The sequence below is a fragment of the Cellulomonas shaoxiangyii genome (assembly GCF_004798685.1).
Taxonomy (GTDB): domain Bacteria; phylum Actinomycetota; class Actinomycetes; order Actinomycetales; family Cellulomonadaceae; genus Cellulomonas; species Cellulomonas shaoxiangyii.
This window is the reverse complement of sequence record NZ_CP039291.1, coordinates 340,777-359,762: the sequence shown is the minus strand read 5'-3', so window position 1 is coordinate 359,762 and position 18,986 is coordinate 340,777. Positions and strand designations below refer to the sequence as shown.

Annotated in this window: 21 protein-coding genes; 15 read left to right on the top strand and 6 right to left on the bottom strand. The window is 76.1% G+C overall.

The features are described from left to right. Window positions 1-74: 74 nt before the first annotated feature. From E5225_RS01645 to E5225_RS01620, 6 genes are all read left to right on the top strand, one after another. Window positions 75-722: an NADPH-dependent F420 reductase gene (locus E5225_RS01645; protein ID WP_135972837.1), complete on the top strand. Its 648-nt coding sequence runs from the start codon at window positions 75-77 to the stop codon at window positions 720-722. Between the two features lie 24 nt (window positions 723-746). Next, window positions 747-1,847, top strand: coding sequence for a DNA glycosylase AlkZ-like family protein (locus E5225_RS01640; RefSeq protein WP_135972836.1), 1,101 nt, complete (start codon window positions 747-749; stop codon window positions 1,845-1,847). Between the two features lie 64 nt (window positions 1,848-1,911). Further along, the gene (locus E5225_RS01635) at window positions 1,912-2,205 is read left to right on the top strand and encodes a DUF1905 domain-containing protein (protein WP_135972835.1); all 294 of its coding nucleotides are present in this window, start codon (window positions 1,912-1,914) and stop codon (window positions 2,203-2,205) included. A gap of 95 nt (window positions 2,206-2,300) precedes the next feature. Further along, window positions 2,301-2,786, top strand: a complete 486-nt coding sequence (locus E5225_RS01630; RefSeq protein WP_135972834.1) for a hypothetical protein — start codon at window positions 2,301-2,303, stop codon at window positions 2,784-2,786. Window positions 2,787-2,806: 20 nt separating this feature from the next. Continuing rightward, window positions 2,807-3,256, top strand: coding sequence for a GNAT family N-acetyltransferase (locus E5225_RS01625; RefSeq protein ID WP_135972833.1), 450 nt, complete (start codon window positions 2,807-2,809; stop codon window positions 3,254-3,256). Window positions 3,257-3,298: 42 nt separating this feature from the next. Further along, window positions 3,299-4,153, top strand: a complete 855-nt coding sequence (locus E5225_RS01620; protein WP_135972832.1) for an SDR family NAD(P)-dependent oxidoreductase — start codon at window positions 3,299-3,301, stop codon at window positions 4,151-4,153. A gap of 9 nt (window positions 4,154-4,162) precedes the next feature. Here the strand turns inward: E5225_RS01620 and E5225_RS01615 are convergent, their stop codons facing one another. Then, window positions 4,163-5,191, bottom strand: coding sequence for a CPBP family intramembrane glutamic endopeptidase (locus E5225_RS01615; RefSeq protein WP_135972831.1), 1,029 nt, complete (start codon window positions 5,189-5,191; stop codon window positions 4,163-4,165). Window positions 5,192-5,367: 176 nt separating this feature from the next. On the opposite strand from E5225_RS01615, the gene E5225_RS01610 reads away from it, so the two are divergent. Beyond that, the gene (locus E5225_RS01610; RefSeq protein WP_135972830.1) at window positions 5,368-5,877 is read left to right on the top strand and encodes a mycothiol transferase; all 510 of its coding nucleotides are present in this window, start codon (window positions 5,368-5,370) and stop codon (window positions 5,875-5,877) included. 37 nt (window positions 5,878-5,914) lie between these two features. On the opposite strand, the gene E5225_RS01605 is transcribed toward E5225_RS01610, so the two are convergent. Next, a complete protein-coding gene (locus E5225_RS01605) occupies window positions 5,915-6,970 on the bottom strand; it encodes a P1 family peptidase (RefSeq protein WP_243738145.1) in 1,056 nt (351 codons plus the stop codon). A 267-nt stretch (window positions 6,971-7,237) separates the two neighbouring features. Between E5225_RS01605 and cspE the strand changes: the two genes are divergently transcribed. From cspE to E5225_RS01590, 3 genes are all read left to right on the top strand, one after another. Next, entirely contained in the window at window positions 7,238-7,441 is a 204-nt protein-coding gene (gene cspE, locus E5225_RS01600; RefSeq protein ID WP_135972828.1) for a transcription antiterminator/RNA stability regulator CspE, read from the top strand. Window positions 7,442-7,686: 245 nt separating this feature from the next. After that, complete coding sequence (locus E5225_RS01595) at window positions 7,687-8,106, top strand: PadR family transcriptional regulator (RefSeq protein ID WP_135972827.1); 420 nt, start codon at window positions 7,687-7,689, stop codon at window positions 8,104-8,106. Beyond that, the gene (locus E5225_RS01590; RefSeq protein ID WP_135972826.1) at window positions 8,103-8,855 is read left to right on the top strand and encodes a DUF1129 domain-containing protein; all 753 of its coding nucleotides are present in this window, start codon (window positions 8,103-8,105) and stop codon (window positions 8,853-8,855) included. Before E5225_RS01595 ends, E5225_RS01590 begins: the two co-directional genes overlap by 4 nt. Before the next feature lie 119 nt (window positions 8,856-8,974). Here E5225_RS01590 and E5225_RS01585 read toward each other — a convergent pair whose 3' ends face one another. Next, window positions 8,975-11,584, bottom strand: coding sequence for a rhamnogalacturonan lyase (locus tag E5225_RS01585; RefSeq protein WP_166435924.1), 2,610 nt, complete (start codon window positions 11,582-11,584; stop codon window positions 8,975-8,977). 228 nt (window positions 11,585-11,812) lie between these two features. On the opposite strand from E5225_RS01585, the gene E5225_RS01580 reads away from it, so the two are divergent. Both E5225_RS01580 and E5225_RS01575 read left to right on the top strand, forming a co-directional pair. Beyond that, the gene (locus E5225_RS01580; protein WP_135972825.1) at window positions 11,813-12,109 is read left to right on the top strand and encodes a type II toxin-antitoxin system VapB family antitoxin; all 297 of its coding nucleotides are present in this window, start codon (window positions 11,813-11,815) and stop codon (window positions 12,107-12,109) included. A gap of 13 nt (window positions 12,110-12,122) precedes the next feature. Continuing rightward, window positions 12,123-12,752 (top strand): LytR C-terminal domain-containing protein, encoded by a 630-nt coding sequence (locus E5225_RS01575; RefSeq protein WP_135972824.1) that lies wholly within the window; start codon window positions 12,123-12,125, stop codon window positions 12,750-12,752. A 51-nt stretch (window positions 12,753-12,803) separates the two neighbouring features. Here the strand turns inward: E5225_RS01575 and E5225_RS01570 are convergent, their stop codons facing one another. Beyond that, window positions 12,804-14,138, bottom strand: a complete 1,335-nt coding sequence (locus tag E5225_RS01570) for a uracil-xanthine permease family protein (RefSeq protein WP_135972823.1) — start codon at window positions 14,136-14,138, stop codon at window positions 12,804-12,806. Between the two features lie 171 nt (window positions 14,139-14,309). On the opposite strand from E5225_RS01570, the gene E5225_RS01565 reads away from it, so the two are divergent. Continuing rightward, window positions 14,310-14,612, top strand: coding sequence for a hypothetical protein (locus E5225_RS01565; RefSeq protein WP_135972822.1), 303 nt, complete (start codon window positions 14,310-14,312; stop codon window positions 14,610-14,612). 173 nt (window positions 14,613-14,785) lie between these two features. Beyond that, entirely contained in the window at window positions 14,786-16,159 is a 1,374-nt protein-coding gene (locus E5225_RS01560; protein ID WP_135972821.1) for a glycosyltransferase 87 family protein, read from the top strand. Window positions 16,160-16,188: 29 nt separating this feature from the next. On the opposite strand, the gene E5225_RS01555 is transcribed toward E5225_RS01560, so the two are convergent. After that, the gene (locus E5225_RS01555) at window positions 16,189-17,133 is read right to left on the bottom strand and encodes an LLM class F420-dependent oxidoreductase (protein ID WP_135972820.1); all 945 of its coding nucleotides are present in this window, start codon (window positions 17,131-17,133) and stop codon (window positions 16,189-16,191) included. Between the two features lie 93 nt (window positions 17,134-17,226). On the opposite strand from E5225_RS01555, the gene E5225_RS01550 reads away from it, so the two are divergent. Continuing rightward, window positions 17,227-17,874 carry a DUF1684 domain-containing protein gene (locus E5225_RS01550; RefSeq protein ID WP_135972819.1) on the top strand — a complete coding sequence of 216 codons (648 nt, stop codon included), beginning with the start codon at window positions 17,227-17,229 and terminating at the stop codon, window positions 17,872-17,874. Between the two features lie 36 nt (window positions 17,875-17,910). Here the strand turns inward: E5225_RS01550 and E5225_RS01545 are convergent, their stop codons facing one another. Beyond that, entirely contained in the window at window positions 17,911-18,840 is a 930-nt protein-coding gene (locus E5225_RS01545) for an Fpg/Nei family DNA glycosylase (RefSeq protein ID WP_135972818.1), read from the bottom strand. Window positions 18,841-18,986: the final 146 nt, after the last annotated feature.

The following is an 18,986-nucleotide window of genomic DNA, read 5'->3' as shown; positions in this document are numbered from 1 at the left end:
TGCGGGTGACGAACGCCCGGCCGCAGGTGGGTGACGCCGGAACAGCGGGGGTCCGGCGCGGTGTTGCACGCCGCATGACGACCATCGGGTTCATCGGCGCAGGTCAGATCGGTTCGCAGCTCGCCCGCCTGGCGGTGCGGCACGGGTTTGACGTGGTGGTGAGCAACTCGCGCGGCCCCGCGACGCTCGTCGACCTCGTCGCGGAGCTGGGCGACCGGGCCCGCGCCGGCACGCCCGTCGAGGCGGCGGAGGCCGGCGACGTCGTCGTCGTCACGATCCCGCTGGGGGCGATCGGCAGCGTGCCGGTCGAGCCCCTCGCGGGCAAGGTCGTCATCGACACCACCAACTACTACCCGCACCGGGACGGGCGGGTCGCGGAGCTGGACGACGAGTCGACGACCACGTCGGAGCTGGTCCAGCGGCACCTGCCCTCCTCGCACGTCGTGAAGGCGTTCAACCACCCGCACGCGGCCCAGCTGACGACCGACGGCACCGCCGCGGGCACCCCGGGACGCCGTGCGGTCGCCGTGGCGGGGGACGACGCCGGCGCCCGTGCGCGCGTCGCGGCGTTCGTCGACGAGATCGGCTTCGACGTCGTCGAGCTCAGCCCGCTGTCGGAGGGGTGGCGCGTCCAGCGCGACACCCCCGCCTACGACAACCGAGGCCCCGCCGACTCCCTGCGCGCCGACCTGGCCGCCGCCCGCCGGTACCGCGACATGTGAGAGGCCGCGGGTAGCGTCCGCGGCATGGCACCGATCACCTGGCCCGGCGCGCTCGCGTGGCGCCTGCGGCGGCAGCTGCTGGACCCGCCGGGCTCGACGACGCCCGCCGGCGTGGTCGGCGCCCTGGGCGCCGTCGCGGCGCAGCTCGACCCCGCGCAGGCCGAGCTCGGCGTCCGGGCACGCCTGCAGCGCTCGGCGCGCGGCGACGTCGCGCGCGCCCTGGCCGACGGCAGCCTCGTGCGGACGTTCGCGTTCCGCGGCGCGGTGCACCTCATGACGCCCGACGACGCGGCGGTCCACCTGGCGCTGCGGGCGTCGAGCCGGATGTGGGAGCGGCCCGGGTGGCAGAGCCACTACCGGCTCGCACCCGAGGACTGGCCGGAGCTGCGGGCGGCGGTGCGCGACGCGCTCGTGGACGGCCCGCTCACGCGCGAGCAGCTCGCGTCGGTCGTCGTGACCCACCCGCGCCTCGCCCACCTCGAGGACGCGCTCACCAACCCGTCGGCGACGCTGCTCAAGCCGCTGGCCTGGCAGGGCGACGTGTGCCTCGGGCCGCCCCGTGACGGCCGGCTCACGCTCCAGCGCCTCGACACGAACCGCCGCTGGCACGGGCTGGTCGACGTGGACGAGGCGGGCCCGCGCGCGATCGAGACCTACCTGCGCGCCTACGCCCCCGCGTCGGCCGCGAACCTGCACTACTGGCTCGGCGAGGGCCTGGGCGTCCGGCGCGCGCAGCTGACCCGCTGGCTCGACCGGCTCGGCCCGCACGTGCGCTGGGTCGAGGTCGACGACGAGCCACGGCTCGTGCTGGACGAGGACCTCGACGACCTGGCGGCGACGCCGCCGTCGCGGGCCGTGCGGCTGCTGCCGCGCTACGACCAGTGGGTGCTCGGGCCGGGCACCGCCGACCCGCACGTGGTGCCGCCGGCGCTGCGGCCCGAGGTCAGCCGGGGGGCGGACCTCGTGCTGGTCGGTGGCCGCGTCGCCGGCACGTGGGTGCTCTCCGGGGACACCGTGACGACCACCTGGGCCCCGGACGCCCCACCGCGCGACGCCGCCGCCGTGGACGCCGAGGTCGCGCGGCTCGCAGGCCTGCTCGGGCGTCCGCTGCGGCACGCGGGGTGACGCCGACGGCCCGCGTCGAGCGGACGGGGCCCGGGTGTGGGACCGGCGCGCTAGCGTCCGGCGGGTGAGCGAGTTCACGTTCGACGCCCCGCTGTTCCAGGAGAGCGGCACGTGGGTGTTCGCGGCGCTGCCGTTCGACGTCGCGGACGACGTCGACGAGCTCACGAGCGGGCGCACGGGCGGCTTCGGCTCGGTGCGCGTCGAGGTGACGCTGGGGCCGACGACGTGGCGCACGTCCCTGTTCCCCGACAAGGGCCGCGAGACCTTCGTGCTGCCCGTCAAGCGCGCCGTGCGCACCGCCGCCGGGGTGCAGCCGGGGGACACGGTCCGCATCGCGCTGCGGCTGCTCGACGTCTGAGGCCGGTCCCGAGCGGGCCCGGCCCGCGGGTCGCCGGACGGCTCCGCGCCACGCTCGTCCGGTGCGCGTCGGTGCCCCGCCGTAGCCTGACCCGCATGGAGCTCACCCTCGGCCTCGACGAGGCCCTCGTCCTCGCCCGCGCCGCCCAGGCCCTGCCCACCGCGGTGCGTGACGTGCGCGCGTCCGGCAGCACCGTGCACGCGACCGTCGCCGTCCACGAGCTGCCCGGCGTGCCCGGCGCCGTGAAGATGGCGACCCGGCTCGCCGGCCCGGTCGACGTGCGCATCGAGGACCGCGGGGTCACCGGCCGCACGTGGCAGGTGGCGGTCGTCGCGCAGCACCCGACGCTCCGGATGGACCTGTCGTCGTTCGTCACCAGCGCCGTCCGCGACCAGCTCGCGAAGCTGCCCGCCGGTGTCGCGACGGCCCGGTCCGAGGGGGGCGCGACCCTCGTGGACGTCGACCTCGACCGCCTCGGCCCCGTCGTGACGTCCTTCCTGCCCGCGGGCCGCGGCGTCGCGCCGCGCGTCGACGACGTCGCGCTCGGCGAGCGGCTGCGCCTCGTCGCGTCGGTCGTCTGACGCGACACCGGCCCACCGCCGTGCCCGCACACGCGCCCGACGACGGCTACGAGGTCGACGACGACCCCGCGCGCGTCGACCTCGACGTCGTCTGGGACTTCCTCTCGCAGGAGGCCTACTGGGGGCGCGACCGGACGCGGGCCGAGGTCGAGGAGCAGGTGCGCGTCGCGTGGCGCGTCGTCGCGGCCTACGCGCCGGACGGTCGCCAGGTCGCGTTCGCGCGCGCCGTCTCGGACGGCGTGCGGTTCGCGTACCTCGCCGACGTCTTCGTCGTCGACGCCCACCGCGGGCGCGGCCTCGGTACCCGGGTCGTGCGCGCGATGGTCGACGACGGCCCCGGCGCCGACCTGCGCTGGGTGCTGTTCACGCAGGACGCGCACGGCCTGTACGAGCGCTTCGGCTTCGCCGCGCCGGACGCCACGGCGCTCGTGCGGCCGGCCGGGCTCGCGGGCACGCCCGCCGCTCCGTAGCGTCGCGACGCGTCCCCCCACCCGCGATCCCGAGGAGCCCTCATGACGGACGACCCGCAGCAGAGCCGCCGCACGATCGTCGTGACGGGGGCGAGCGACGGCATCGGTGCCGCCGCGGCGCGCGCGCTGGCCGGCGAGGGCCACGAGGTCGTGGTCGTGGGCCGCAACCCCGAGCGCACCCACCGCGTCGCCGCCGAGGTGGGCGCACCCGCGTACCTGGCCGACTTCGCGCACCTCGACCAGGTGCGCGAGCTCGCCGCCCGCCTGCTCGCGGCGCACCCGCGCATCGACGTCCTGCTGAACAACGCCGGCGGGCTGTTCCCCGAGCGCGTGATGACGGACGACGGCCTGGAGACGACGTTCCAGGTCGACCACCTCGCGCCGTTCCTGCTCACGCAGCTGCTGCGCGACCGCCTCCTGGCCGCCGGCGGCGCGGTGGTGACGACGTCGAGCACCGCCCACCACCGGTCGCGCCTGACGGCCGAGCAGGTGGGGGTGCTGGGCGGGCCCGCCGACACCCGCCGCTACGTGCCGTTCCGCGCGTACGGCGACGCCAAGCTGGCCAACATCCTGTTCACGCGGGAGCTGCACCGGCGCTACCACCGCGCCGGGCTCTCCTCGGCCGCCGTGCACCCGGGCGGCGTCGCGACCAGCTTCGCGGGGACGTCGCCGGACGCGTTCGGCTGGTTCTACCGCTCCGCGCTGGGCAAGCGCGTGCTGCGCACGCCCGAGGAGGGTGCCCGTGACCTCGTGCGGCTGGCGTCCGGCCGCCCCGGCGTGGACTGGCCGTCGGGCCAGTACTGGGCGGACGGGCGCATCACGCGGGTGAACCGGCGCGCGGACGACCCGGAGCTCGCGCGGATCCTGTGGGAGCGCAGCGAGCAGCTCGTCGGCTGAGGGGGGCGGTCAGCCCGCCGGCGTCGACGGCGACCCGGGGGCGGGCACCGCCGCGGTGGCGGGGCCCGGAGCAGGCCGGACGCCCAGCTGCCCGGTGGCGACGAGGACCACCGCCACGGCGGCCAGCACCCCCCACGCGACGAGCCCGAGCGGCCCGGCGACCGCCATGTCCGGCGTGTGGCCGGCGGCGACGAGCAGCAGCACCAGCGCACCCACGGCGTTGAGCGACCCGTGCGCGACGACCGCCGGCCAGAGCGACGCGCTGCGCAGCCGCAGCCACCCGAGCAGGACGCCCCAGGCCACGCACCCGCCGACCATGAGCAGCACCCCGGTGACGTCCGTGCGCTCGAAGTTGTAGCCGAGCAGGACGAGCGGCGCGTGCCAGAGCCCCCACACGGCGCCGCTGACCAGCAGCGCGGGCCACGTGCCCAGCGGCAGGAGCGCGGGCAGCAACCAGCCCCGCCAGCCGACCTCCTCGCCGAACGCGACCAGGCTGTTGACGAGCGCGGCGAACGGGATGGCCAGGAGCTGCGCGGCGAGGAGCACCCCGACGGGCGGCATCGCGGTGCCCGCGGGCAGCGCACCCTCGACCTGCGCGGCGAACCCCGAGAGGCCGACCAGGTCGAGGTCGACGAGCCCCAGCGCACCGGCGAGCAACGTGGTCGCGGCCACGACGGCGACGGGCGCGACGAGCCCGAGGGCCGTCAGCCCGAGCGTGCGGCGGACCGGGCGCAGCGGCCGGATGCCGAGCGCGCGCAGCCGGTCGCGTGCGGGGGTCCGCAGCACCAGCGTCACGATCAGCACGGCGGCCGCGGGCGTCCACATCATCACCGCGGCGAGCGGCGCGAACAGCGGCGAGTCCGCCCCGTCCCCGGTCCACAGCGGCGTCGCGACGAGCCAGGCGAGGCCGCACGCGACGAGGACGAACACCGCCACGGCGCGCCACGGGACGCGCTCGGGCCCGACCGACGCGTCGAGGGGCGGGGTCGGGGCGGCGCTGCCCTGCGGTGCGGGCGGGACAGGTCGAGGGACGGTCATGGCGGGCCTCCGGGGTCGTCGACCGTGACGACGCACCGGCATGTATGGTGCGCTTGTTCTACAAGTTATCAAACATTCGCCCGTGCTGGACCCTCCGGTCGCGCACCGCACGCAGCCTTCGTAGCGTCGTCGCCAGGCACCCGGCACCCCGGGCGACGACGAGCGGAGGAGGCACCATGCGCGCAGGCGAGGTCCTGGCCGACGGGTTCGGACGCATCGGGGAGGAGCTGCGCGCCGCGCTCGACGGCGCCGACGACGAGCTCCTCGTGCGCCGCCCGGACCCGCACGCCAACACGCTGGCGTGGCTCGCCTGGCACGTCGCGCGCGTGCAGGACGCGCAGATCGCGCCGCTCGCGGGCACCGAGGCGGTGTGGACGGCCCAGGGCTGGGCGCAGCGGTTCGGCCTGCCGTTCGACGACGCGGCCACGGGCTACGGGCAGTCCCCCGCCGACGTGGCGCAGGTGCGCGCCCCCGCCGACCTGCTGCTGGGGTACCTCGAGGCGACGACCGCGCAGACGCTGGCCTACCTCGAGCGGCTCGAGGACGGCGACCTCGACGTCGTGGTCGACGAGGACTGGGACCCGCCCGTGACCCTCGGGGTCCGGCTCGTCAGCATCCTCGCCGACGACCTGGAGCACACCGGGCAGGCGTCCTACCTGCGGGGCGTCCTCGACCGCACGGCCTGACCCCACCCCGGCGACCGCGCCGGCCCACCCGCGCGCGTCAGCACCACGGCGGCAGGTGCACGGCCGCCGTGCGCACGCCGGCCGCCGAGCGCACCGCGTCCGCGACGGCCGCACGCACGGCCGTCGCCGCCGCCGCCTGGACGGCCACGAGCGCCGCGACGCGGTCCGGCCGGTCGCCGGGCAGCGCGACCGCGCCCGTGGCCAGCGCGAACACGGTGTCGCCGTCGGCGAGCGTGTGCACGGGGTCCAGCGCGCGGGCGAGGCCGTCGTGCGCGGTGGTCGCGGTGCGCGACGTCTCGGCCGGGTCGAGCGCGGCGTCGGTCGCGACCACCGCGAGCGTCGTGTTGAGCGGCGACGGCGCACCGCCCACGCCCTTCGCCGGCAGCGCCGTCGCGCTCGCCGCCCCGGCGGCGCCGAGCGGCCCACCGGTGCCTCGCGGCCCGTCCGCGCCGACCGGCCCGCCCGGCGCGGACGCGGGGGCCCCCAGGCCCAGGGGCGCACCGGCGGCGTTGACCACGACGAGCGCCGCGACGACGACACCCAGTGCGTCCAGCCGCACGGACGCCGTGCCGACGCCGCCCTTGTAGGCCGCACCGGCGATCGCGGCGCCGGTGCCGGCACCGACCGACCCGCGGGCGACCGGGGCGCCGTCACCGGACGCGTCCGCCGCCGCGGCGGCGGCGTACCCCATGGCGGTCGTCGGGTGGTTCCCGAACACCCCGCCCCGCCCGAGGTCGAACACGGCGGCGGCCGGCACGATCGGCACGACCTCGCCGGGCACGGGCGACACGGCGAAGCCGCGCCCCTGCTCGGCGAGCCAGCGCTGCGTCCCGTGCGCCGCGACGAGCCCGTACGCGCTGCCGCCCGTGAGCACGACCGCGTCGACGGTCGGCACGAGCGTGCGCGGGTCGAGCGCGTCGGTCTCGTGGGTGCCGGGCCCACCGCCGCGGACGTCGACGCCGCCGACGGTGCCGGGGGGCGGCAGGACGACGGTGACCCCGGTGAGCCAGCCGTCGTCGGTGCGCTGCACGTGCCCGACCCGCAGGCCCGGAACGTCGGTGAGAGCGCCCGTCGGAGCGTGGGTGTCGGTCACGGGACCAGCGTCGCACGCCACATCCCGCTCCGGCCACGGCGTGCTGACCTGCGAAGACGCCTCCCTGGACACGTGCGCGGGACGTCCGTCCGGGACTGGGCCTCGCATTCGGGGCGCAGGGCGGTTAGTGTTGTCCACGTAGTCGCAGTGCATAGCTTGTCGGTCCGGGTGCAAACCCGGGTATCACGTTCTCCGGAGCGGACGACGGCCACCGTGATTCACCGGTCCCGGTCGTCGGGGTCGCAGCAACCCGCATGAGGAGAAACAATGCCTACTGGCATCGTGAAGTGGTTCAACGCCGAGAAGGGCTTCGGCTTCATTGCCCCCGAGGACGGCGGCGCCGACGTGTTCGTGCACTACTCCGCCATCACGACGAGCGGCTACCGCTCGCTCGAGGAGAACCAGCGCGTGCAGTTCGACGTCCAGCAGGGCCCCAAGGGCCCGCAGGCGTCCAACGTCGCGCCGGTCTGAGCACCACCACAGCTCATCACGAGGGCGTCCCGGCTTCGGCCGGGGCGCCCTTGTGGCGTCTGGCCAGGTGACGTCTGCCCTGGCGACGCCTGCCCCCGCGCCCGTCCGCACGGTCCACGGCCTCAGGCCGGCCATGCGGGTGGGCGCTCCGCGTACCGGGGCGCCTGCGCGGGCATCGACGCCCGCGCTCCCGGTCCACGCCGCACTATCTTGCGTGGCTATCTAGTTAGCCCTACTGTCTAGCCATGCCCGGCACCGCCACCCCACCCCCGGCCGACTGGCCCGGCGAGTGGCTGCGCGGCGTGCTCACGCTCTGCGTGCTCCGCGTGCTCACCGACGGCGCGACCTACGGCTACGACATCGCGCAGCGGCTCGACGCCGCCGGCCTCGGTGAGGTCAAGGGCGGGACGCTGTACCCCCTGCTCGGGCGCCTGCACACGGCGGGTCTCGTCCGCGAGGAGTGGCGCCCCGGCGCCGGCGGGCCCGGCCGCAAGTACTACGAGCTGACCGAGGCCGGCCGCGCGCACCTCGAGCGCGACGCCGCCGCGTGGGCCCGCTTCGCCGACCTCACCCGCAGCCTCGTCACCGGCGCACCCGCCGGCCCTGCACCCGACGCCGGCGGCCCCTCCCGCCCGCCCGTCCCCGACCCGGAGGCATCTCGATGACCAGCGACCCGCGCACCATCGCCCCGCACGTGGAGCCGCGGTGGCGCGAGCGCCTGGTCCTCGAGCTGCGGCTGCGGGACGTGCCGGGAGCGACCATCGGCAGCGCGCTCGCCGAGGTCGAGGCCCACTGCGTCGACTCCGGCCAGGACGCCGCGACGGCGTTCGGCGCGCCGGAGGCCTACGCCGCGACGCTCGCCGACGCGGTCGCCGTGCCCGAGCCGCGCCGCGCACCCCTGCGCGACGGGCTCGCCGCGTTCGTCCAGATCGGTGGCGTGCTCGCCACGACGTGGTCCGTCCCGCCGTGGATCCGCGGCGAGGAGCTGTCGCTGACGGCCGGCGCGGCCACCACCATGGCGGTGGCGACCCTGCTCGCCGTGGCGTTCGCGGTCGCGCCGGGCTCGATCGTCCGCGCGCTCACACGCCTGCGCGTGTGGCAGGCGTCCCTGCTCGGCCTCGTACCGGTGGCGGTCTTCGCCGCCGCGATCGCGCTGCTGCCGGCGCACGTCCTGTCGGTGACGCCTGTGCCGGTCGCCGTGACGGGGCTCGTGCTCCTCGTCCTCGGGTCGGCGTCCCTCCTGGCCGGTGGCGCGGACGGCGACGCCGACCTCGTCACGGCACCGGGGCGCACGCCGCAGGAGATCGCTGCCGCCGCCCGCCGGGCCCGGCGCCTCACGTGGGCCGCCGCACTGTTCGTCCCCGCGGCGACGGCCGTGGCCGTCGCCCTCATCGCCCTCCTCCCACCCCGCTGACGCCCCCGCGGTGGCCGAACCCGGAGATCCTCAGCATCCGAGGTGCGCGGTGCTGAGGATCTCCGGGTTCGATGCCTCGGAGGTCGATGCCTCGGAGGTCGATGCCTCCGGGGCGGGGGTTAGCGGAGGGCGGTCGTGATGCGGTCGATCTGCGTGGTCAGGGTCGTGCGGGCCGCCGGGGTGGCCGACGACAGGCGCGAGTCACGCATCCGCTCGAGCCGCTCGGCCCACGCGTCCAGGGCCGCGACCGCGGCCCGGGTCTGCCCGCGGTCGGCCGCCCGGTCGGCGATCTCGATCGCCGCGATGCCCTCCAGCACCGCCAGGCCGCGCACCTGACCCGACGCCACGAGCTGCTGGAACGTCGCCCGCAGCGCGTCGATGCTGCCCGGCAGCCACGCCTGCGCGACCGGCACCGTCGTCATGTCGGTGTCGGAGGCCAGGTAGAAGCCGGGGTAGGACGGCTGGTTGTACGTCGTCTGCTGCCGTGCGACCTCGGCCCGGTACTGCGGGTCGTGCATGAGCGTGACGAGCCCGCGGTCGGTGACCTCGGTGGACGCGAACACCCGGATCGCGGACGAGTCAGCGGTCCGCAGGAAGAGCTCCTCGCGCCAGTCGCCGAGGACGTCGGCGACGAGCGACGGGTTGCCCTTGGTGCCGTTGTTCGTCAGCGTGCCGGTCGCGGTGAGCAGCGTGCCGCGCGTCGCGTCGTCGATGGTGGGCGTGGCCGTGCCCGAGCCGTTGACGAGCTGCGTCGTGCCGTCGGCCGCCCAGCGGATCGACTGGTTGGTGCCGTAGATCTCCGGCTGCAGCACGTCACCGTCCGCGGAGTAGAGCCCGGACGCGTCCGACCCGCCCGGCAGGCTGGCCCACGCCTCGAGGCCCGGCACGTCGGGGCGCACGTCGCCGATCATGCCGCGACCCGTGTCCCGGCCGGAGTAGACGCCGAAGAGCGTCTCGCCGGTCGCCGCGTCGCGCATGGCCATGCCGTAGGGCGCGTAGGCGCCGCCCTCGTGCACGGTGAAGATCTCCAGGCCCGGGCGCTGGGGGTCGATGTCCGTGACGTGCATGGCGTCGCCGTGGCCGAGGCCCGCCTCGACGCCCGGGGTGGCGCTGCCCTCGGGCATGGTGGCGAACGACGTGTACAGGAGCGACCCGTCGTCGTCGATGGTGGCGGAGCCGTAGACGATCTCGTGCCGGCCGTCGGCGTCGACGTCCGCCGCGGACAGCGAGTGGAAGCCCTGGGTCGTGATGCGGCCGAACTCGGGGTCCGTGCCGGGGCGGCCGTGCGGGCCGTCGTTGAACGGGTTCGTCATGGGCGTCCAGCCGGAGTCCACGTACCAGCGCTCCTGCAGCCGCTTGCCGTCCCAGTCGTACGCCACGAGCGTCGAGCGCGTGTAGTAGCCGCGGGCGAAGACCGCGGAGGGCTGCTGCCCGTCGAGGTAGGCCACGCCGGACAGGAACCGGTCGACGCGGTTGCCGGGCTCGATGCGGGACATCGCGTAGTCGCCCCACAGCAGCCCGTCGTCGGTACGGCCGGGCTTGTAGTCGACCGTCTGCAGCTCGCGGCCGTCGCCGCCGACGACCGTGAGGTACTCCGGGCCCTCGAGCACGAAGCCCTCGAAGTTCCGGAGCACGTTGCGGGCCGAGCGGCCGGGCGCGTACACGTCCATGAAGTAGTCGGTCAGCGCGCGGGCGTCCGCGTCGGAGAGCGGGTAGGTGTACTGCGGCGCGATGCCGAAGGCCTCCTCGAGCGTCGCCGGCCACTGCCCGGAGACGACCTCCTCACGGGTCGACCAGCCGCGGAACATCTCCACGACGTGCTCGTAGTAGTCGGCCCGGCTCATCCGGTAGTCGTCGGCGTGCGTGACGCCGGCGGCCACGTCGTCGGCCGGCAGCGTCACGGGACGCGTCGCGCGCACCGAGCCGTCCGGCGCGTACGTCGTGATGGTCGTGCCCGGCGCCGTCTTCACCATGAGCTCGGCACGGCCGTCGCCGTCGAAGTCCGCCACCGGGAACTGCGTGTAGTGCGCACCGGCGCGGACGTTCACGCCGAGGTCCACGCGCCACAGGTGCCGGCCGTCGAGCTCGTAGGCGTCGAGGTAGACGTTGCCCGTGTAGCCGACCTGCGACACGTCCTTGGAGTTCGACGGGTCCCACTTGACCAGGTACTCGTACTGGCCGTCGCCGTCGACGTCGCCGACGCTCATGTCGTTCGCGGCGTAGGTGTACGCCTCGCCCGCGGGGGTCACGCCGTCGGCGGGCCTGCGCAGCGGGATGTCGTGGTGGCCGGCCCACGGGGTCGCGTCGGGGCTGACGTCGACCTCGACGCCGTCGACGACCGCCGCGACGCGGTAGACCGACGTCGCGGCGCCGTCCGCGTCGAGCAGGTTGGTCGCGCCCTCGACGGTCGCGATGCGCGCGCCGTCGCGGTAGACCGCGAACTGCGGGCCGGTCTGGGTGTCGGCCGTCGCGCCCGTGACCTCGGGGGCGAGCAGGCGCCAGGACACGAACACGCCCTCGGACGTCGCGACGGCGACGACGCCGCGGTCGAGCCGCTCGAGCTGGACGGCGTCGGTGCGGTGGCCGCCCTTCGCGGCGAGGGCGCCGGTCGCGGGGGCGGGTGCGGCGGCGGCCGGCGCGACGGCGCCCGCGAGCGCGAGCGCGCCGACGCACACGGCGGCGGGCAGGGCGGTCAGGAGGTGCACACGTCGTCGGGTGCGCAGGGTCATCGGTTCCCCTTCCGGAGCCGGACGGGCCGCGGTGCGGTCGTCGGTGACCGACGCGGGGAGCCGCAGGAATGCGCTCTCCCGTCCGTTTTGATCGATTCAACGCTGCCGGTGGCCACCGGGTCAACACCTGGGCGTGTATCCGCGCGCGCGGGCGTGCGGGCGGGTGACGTGCCGCACCCGCCCGTCGGGACGGCCCGGGCGGCGGGGGCCTGCCCCTACACTCGGCACGTGATCTTCAAGGCGGTGGGTGACGGGCGCCCGTACCCGGACCACGGGCGCGTCACCCCCGCACAGTGGGCGGACGTGCCCCCGCGGCAGGTCCGGCTCGACGAGCTGGTCACCACCAAGCGGACCCTCGACCTGGCGGCGCTGCTGGCGGAGGACTCGACCTTCTACGGCGACCTGTTCGCGCACGTCGTCGAGCACAGGGGCGTGATGTACCTCGAGGACGGCCTGCACCGCGCCGTCCGAGCTGCGTTGCAGCAGCGTGCACTCCTGCACGCGCGCGTGCTGGTGCTGAGCTGAGGCGGAGGGCGTCGTGAGCGACCAGGACCTGGCACGGCAGCTGCGGCGCCGGCACATGCACGAGCGGCAGGCCGTCGTCTTCGGGGTGCTGCTGGCCGGGCTGGCGGTCGCCGGTGTGGGCTCCGCCGCCCTCTACACCGAGAGCATCTCCCTGCCGTTCCTGGAGCGGGACTTCTCGCGCCCGGCACCGACGGCGACCGCCGAGGCCGTGTGGTGCCCGCCCGAGGGTGCGCTGCCGGTCCCGGCCGGCCAGGTGCCGGTCAACGTCCTGAACGGCGCGAACCGGTCCGGCCTGGCGGCGTCCACCGCCACGGACCTGCAGGGGCGTGGCTTCGTCGTCGCGTCCACCGCGAACGGTCCGGACACCGCGGGGGTCGGGCGCATCGTGTCCGGCACCAACGGCATCGCCGCGGCCTACACGCTGCGCGCCCACCTGCCCGAGGCCCAGCTCGCGCTCGACACCCGCGAGGACGCGAGCGTGGACCTCGTGCTCGGCGCGGACTTCGCCACGCTGCTCCCCGTGGAGCAGGTCGCACTCGACCCGGCCGCGCCGCTGGTCGGCCCCGAGGGCTGCAAGCCGTTCGCCGAGCTGGCGCAGGCCGCGCAGCAGCCCGCTCCCGAGGAGCCCGCGCCCGAGGGCTGACGCGCCGAGGGGGCCCGCGCGGCAGCTGCGCACGGGCCCCGTCGGCTCACGTCAGTGCCGCAGCTCCTCGCCGCCCGGCACGGACGCCGGCGTCGCCGGCTCGTCGTGCGTCCCGCGCCACCGGGCCACGACCCGCATGAGGTGGTAGAGCCCGATCGCGGCGGCGGTGCCCAGCGCGATGCCCTCGAACCGCAGCTCGCCGACGGACCACGAGTAGTTCGCGATGCCCACGATGAGGGCGACCGCGGCCGGCATCAGGTTCACCGGCGAGGAGAAGTCGACGCGGTTCTGCACCCAGATCCGCGCGCCGAGCAGGCCGATCATCCCGTAGAGCACCGTGGCGGCGCCGCCCAGCACCCCGTCGGGGATGGTCGCGACGAGCGCGCCGAACTTCGGTGACAGCGACAGCAGCAGCGCCGTCGCGGCCGCCACCCAGTACGCGGCCGTCGAGTACACCCGCGACGCCGCCATGACGCCGATGTTCTCGGCGTACGTCGTCGTGCCGGAGCCGCCGCCGGTGCCCGCGAGCGTCGTCGCCAGGCCGTCGGCCAGCAGCGCGCGGCCGACGTACGGGTCGAGGTCGGTGTCGGTCATCGCCGCGACCGACTTCACGTGGCCGACGTTCTCGGCGACGAGCACCAGCACGACGGGGAGGAACAGCCCGAGCACGGCGGGGTCGAACGAGGGAGCGACGAACGGGGGCAGGCCCACCCACGCGGCCTCGCCGACGGTCGTCAGGTCCACCTCGCCGCGCAGCAGCGCGACCGCGTAGCCGACCAGCACGCCCACGAGGATCGACAGCCGCCCGAGGATGCCCCGGAACAGCACCGTCACCAGGACGATCGCGAGCAGCGTCGCCATCGCCGTCACGGGCGCCGCGCGGAAGCCCGTGCAGCCGTCGTCGGTGCACGATCCCCACGCCGCCGGTGCCAGGTTGAAGCCGATGAGCGCGACGATCGTGCCCGTGACCACCGGCGGCATCAGCGCGTCGATCCACCGCGTGCCCGCGAGGTGCGCGACCACGCCGACGACCGCCAGCAGCAGGCCCGTGACGAGGATGCCGCCGACCGCGACCGACTGCCCGCCCGACGCCGTCGCGGCCCCGATCGGTGCGATGAACGCGAAGCTCGAGCCCAGGTAGCTGGGCAGCCGGTTGCGCGTGACGATCAGGAACAGCGCGGTGCCGACCGCCGAGAAGAACAGCGTCGTCTGCGGCGAGAAGCCGGTGATGAGGGGCACGAGGAACGTCGCGCCGAACATCGCGACGACGTGCTGCATCCCGATGCCGACGGTGCGGCCCCACGCCAGGCGCTCGCCGGGCGCCACCACCTCGCCCGGTGCGACGGACCTGCCGTCCCCGTGCACAGTCCATCCCCAGCCCGCCACGCGACCACGCTCCCTCGAGTCGGTGCGCCGCCCACGCGTGCGCACCGGGGGCGACGTTAGCCACTCGGCGTCACGAGGGCGTTACCGCGCCGCCGCGACACCCCGGGAGGCGCCCGGACGCTCCCCGTGGCAGCGTGGTGGCCCCTCTCCCCGAGACGAAGGAGGCCGACGATGTCCCTCCCCACGACACCCGACGAGCCGCGCCCCGAGCACGACGACCTGACGCCCGCGACGGCGCCCGACCCGGTCAGCAGCACCGAACCGCAGGCGCCGCCCGCACCCGACGACGTCGACGAGACGGACCCCGACGTGGGCCACGGCGTCGTGCCGCCGTTCCCGGCCGCACCGGGTGGCATGGCCGGGACGGGCACCGGCGGCCTCGCCGTCGCGGCGCCCGGCGGGATCGCCGAGCCGCTCGGCGGCCGCCGCGACGACGACGACCCGGACAAACGACCGCTGACCGCTGACCGCTGACCCCCGGACGGTCGCGCCCGTCGTGCGCGCGACCGTCCGCCGGCGCCTCCGGCCGCCCCGACCCCGCCCGCACGCGGCGCCCGTCACGTAGCCTGGACGCGCTCCCGTCGGCCCCGGAGGTCACCCTGCCCGGTACCACCGCCCTCGCGCGCCCGCGTGCCGTCACCGCCGCCGTGTGGGTCGCCTTCGTCGCGGCCCACGTGTGGCTGACCCGGCTCGGCTCCCTCGTCCTGGTGCACCAGTCCTTCGGCGACGTCGACCTGTACCGGCGCTGGATGGAGACGGGCCTGACGACCGGCCGGTGGCCGGCGCTCGACGAGGCGTGGGTCTACCCCGCCGGCGCACTCGTGCCGCTGCTGGCCCCGACGCTCGTGGCCGGCACCGCCGCGGGCGGCGCGTACCTGCTCGGGTGGTGCGTGCTCGTGACCGCGCTCGACGCCGTCGCTGTCGCCGCGCTCCTGCGCCGTCCCGGCGGGGCCGTCGCGGCGGGCTGGTGGCTCGGCTTCCTCGTCCTGCTCGGGCCCGTCGCGATCGGCCGCCTCGACTCCGTCGTCGCGCCGATGTCGGTGCTCGCCCTGCTCGCCGCGCTGTCCGCCCCACGGCTGTCGGCCGCGCTCGTCACGGCGGGGGCCTGGGTGAAGGTGTCGCCGGGGGCCGCGATCGTGCCGCTCCTGCTCGCGTCCCGCCGGCCGTGGCGCGACGTCGTCGTCCCCGCGGCAGCCGTGTGCGTCGTCGTCGTGGGCATCGTCCTCGCGCTCGGTGGCGGCCGGCACGTCGTCTCGTTCGTGCTGGAGCAGGGCTCGCGCGGCCTGCAGATCGAGTCGGTGGGCGCGACGCCCTGGCTCGTCGCCGGGCTGTGGACGACGTCGGTGCGGCGGTACCTCAACGCCGATCTCGTCACCTACGAGATCACCGGGCCCGGCACGCAGACGATGGCCGACGTGCTCGGCGCGGTGCTCGTGGTGGGCGTGCTGCTCGCGACGGCGGTGCTCTGGTGGTGCCGGCGCCGGGACGGGGCCACGTTCTGGTCGGACGACGCCGTGCGCGGGGACTTCGTCGTGCGCGGCGCCTTCCTCATGGCGCTCGTGCTGATCGTGGGCAACAAGGTGGGCAGCCCGCAGTTCATGACGTGGCTCGCGCCCCCGGTGGCGGTGGCGCTCGCCCTGCGGCGGCCGTGGTGGGGCCGCACGGCGGTCACGGTCGCCGCCGTCGCGCTGGCGACGCAGGTCGTCTACCCGTGGTGGTACCTCGACGTGCTGGAGGGCGTGCCGGGCACCACCCTGCTGCTGGCCGCCCGCAACGTCGGGCTGGTCGTGCTGCTCGTCGTGTCCGTGGTGCACCTGGTGCGACCGCCGTCGGCGTCGGACGCCGCCCGCGTGGGGGCGCGCCGGTGGCGGCCGCGGGGCGCGGTCGTCGAGGTACCGACGGACGAGGTGGCGACGGACGAGGCGCCCGTGGACGAGGCGCCGGTCGACGACGCACCGGGGGGCTCGGCGCAGGACGGCGCGGCCGAGCGCGCGCCGGCGGCGGGCCGGTCCGCCGACTGACGGACCGGCCGCCGGGGCGCCGCTCGCGCTCAGCCCAGGTGCGGTGCGACCTGCTCGGCGACGAGCTGCAGGTGCTCCAGGTCGTGCAGGTCGAGCACCTGCAGGTAGACGCGCTGCACCCCCTGCTGGGCCAGCGTGCGCAGCCGCTCGACGGCCTCGTCGGGCGTGCCGGCGATGCCGTGCTCCCGCAGCTCCTGCGCCTCGCGGCCGATCGCCGCGGCACGGCGGGCCACCTCGGCGTCGTCGCGGCCGACGCACAGCACGAGCGCGACCGACTGGATGAGGGTGTCGGGGTCGCGCCCCTCCTCGACGCACGCCTGGCGCACCTGGTCGATCCGCCCGGGGATGCCGTCCAGCTCCGGGAACGCCTGGTTGTACTCGGCCGCGAACCGCGCGGCGAGGCGCGGCGTGCGCCGCGGACCGCCGCCGCCGACGATGACGGGCACGCCGGCACGGTCGGGGTGCAGCGGCGAGTGCTGCACCGGCTTGGGCAGGGCCGGCGAGTCCGTCAGCGTGTAGTGCTCGCCGTGGTGCTCGAACCGCTCGCCGACGGGCGTGCCCCACAGGCCGGTGACGATCTCGAGCTGCTCGGTGAGGATGCCGAACCGCTTCTCCGGGAACGGGATGCCGTACGCCGCGTGCTCCTCGGCGAACCAGCCGGCGCCGAGCCCGAGCTCGACGCGCCCGCCGGACATCTGGTCCACCTGCGCGACCTGGATGGCGAGCACGCCGGGGTAGCGGAAGGTCGCCGACGAGACGAGCGTGCCCAGCCGCACGCGGCTGGTCTCGCGCGCGAGCCCGGCGAGCGTCGTCCACGCGTCGGTCGGGCCGGGCAGGCCGTCCCCGCCCATCGTGAGGTAGTGGTCGGAGCGGAAGAAGGCGTCGAAGCCCAGGTCCTCGGTGGCGCGTGCGACGGCGAGCACGTCGTCGTACGTGGCGCCCTGCTGGGGCTCGGTGAAGATGCGCAGATCCATGCCGCTCAGCCTCGCACGGCCCGTGCGCGCCGCCCGGCAGGGCCGCGGCACGCCCGACGTGCCGGTCGGCCCCGCGTCCGTCAGTGTGGAGACGTGCACGACGCAACTCCGCTCACCGCCGCGCTGGAGGTCGCCGACTGGCGACGCCGGGTCGCGGAGACCTACGCGCAGGTGCGCGCGATCGCGCGGGACGACCCGGCGGGCGCGCACGCCGTGTGGGTCCAGCAGCGCGACGAGCTCTTCAGCCGGCACCCCGCCTCACCGTTGTCGGCGGACGCCCGGGCCGACTTCGGCGGGCTGGACGTGGCGCCGTACGACCGCGCGTACCGGTTCGAGGTGTCGGTGGACCCGGCCCCCGGGCAGCGCCTCGACGTCGCGACGGGCACCGACGGCGTGGTCGGGTACGACCGCATCGGCACGGTCGACCTGCCGGGGCTCGGCCGCGTCACGCTGTGGTCGCTGCGCGGGTACGGCGGCGGGCTGTTCCTGCCGCTCAAGGACGCGTCGGCGGGGCAGCCGGGCGGCACGTACGGCGGCGGGCGGTACGTGCTCGACACGATCAAGGGCGCGGACCTCGGCTGCGACCGCGTGGAGCGGCTCGTCGTCGACCTCAACTTCGCCTACAACCCGTCGTGCGCGTACGACCCCCGCTGGGCGTGCCCGCTGGCGACGCGGTCGAACACGGTGGACCTCCCCGTGCCGGTCGGCGAGCGCGTCCCGCCGGCGACGACCGCGACCTGACGGGTACGCGGGCGGCCCGCCGGCGGGCGCCCCGGCTCAGACCTGACAGGCCGGGCAGCGGTAGAGCCGGCGCGCGGCCATGTCCTCCACGACGACGGGCGTCCCGCACACGCGGCACGGCAGGCCACCGCGGCCGTACACCCAGTGCCGCAGCGCGGGGTCGTGCCGGGCGGCCTCGCGGCCGGCGGCGTCGAGGTCCTCGCGCGTGAGCATGACGCCGTCGCGGATGCCGTCGGCGAGCAGGCCCGCCCAGTCGCGCCAGAGCGCGCGGACGGTCCCGGCGGGCACGCGGCGTCCGGGCGTCCACGGGTCGAGGCGCGCGCGGAACAGCAGCTCCGCGCGGTAGATGTTGCCGATCCCGGCGACGACGGACTGGTCCATGAGCAGCTGCCCGACGGCGACGCCGCGACCCGTCACGCGCTCGACGACCACCTCGCCGGCGGCGTCGACGTCGTCGACGGCGACCGGGTCGGGCCCCAGGCGGTCGCGCACCGCCGCAGCGTCGTCGGGCGTGAGCACCTCGCACGCCGACGGCCCGCGCAGGTCGGCCACGAACGCGTCGGTGGCGAGCCGCACGCGCACCTGCCCGAGCGGCGGCGGGGGCCACGCGAGGCCGTCGTCGGCGGCGTGCTCGGACTCGTCCTCGCCGACGCGCAGCCGCGTCGCCGGGCGCACGCGCGGCGCCCCGAGGCTCGCGCGCGTCGCGTCCCCGGCGGTGAGCGGGCTGACCTGCCCGTACAGGTCCCACGCGCCGTACAGGCCGAGGTGGACGCGCAGCACCTCGCCGGAGTCGAACGGGCAGAACAGCTGCTTGCCGACGGCGGTGGCCGCGAGCATCGTCCGCCCGTCGAGCCGGGCGGCCCCGTCCGCGAACCGCCCCTGCGGCGACGACACGGACACCGGCCGGCCCACGAGGTCGAGCGTCAGCTGCCGGGCGATGCGGTGGACGGTATGACCCTCGGGCACGCCCGCCACCCTACGGCGGGCTCCCACTCGGCTCACGGAGTGAGACGCACCGGGCCGCGGCGTCTCGGTCGTCGAGACGCCGACGGGGTGGGCGGAGCGGCCTGTGCTTCCATGACCGACATGTCATGCCACGCCCCGATCTGCGC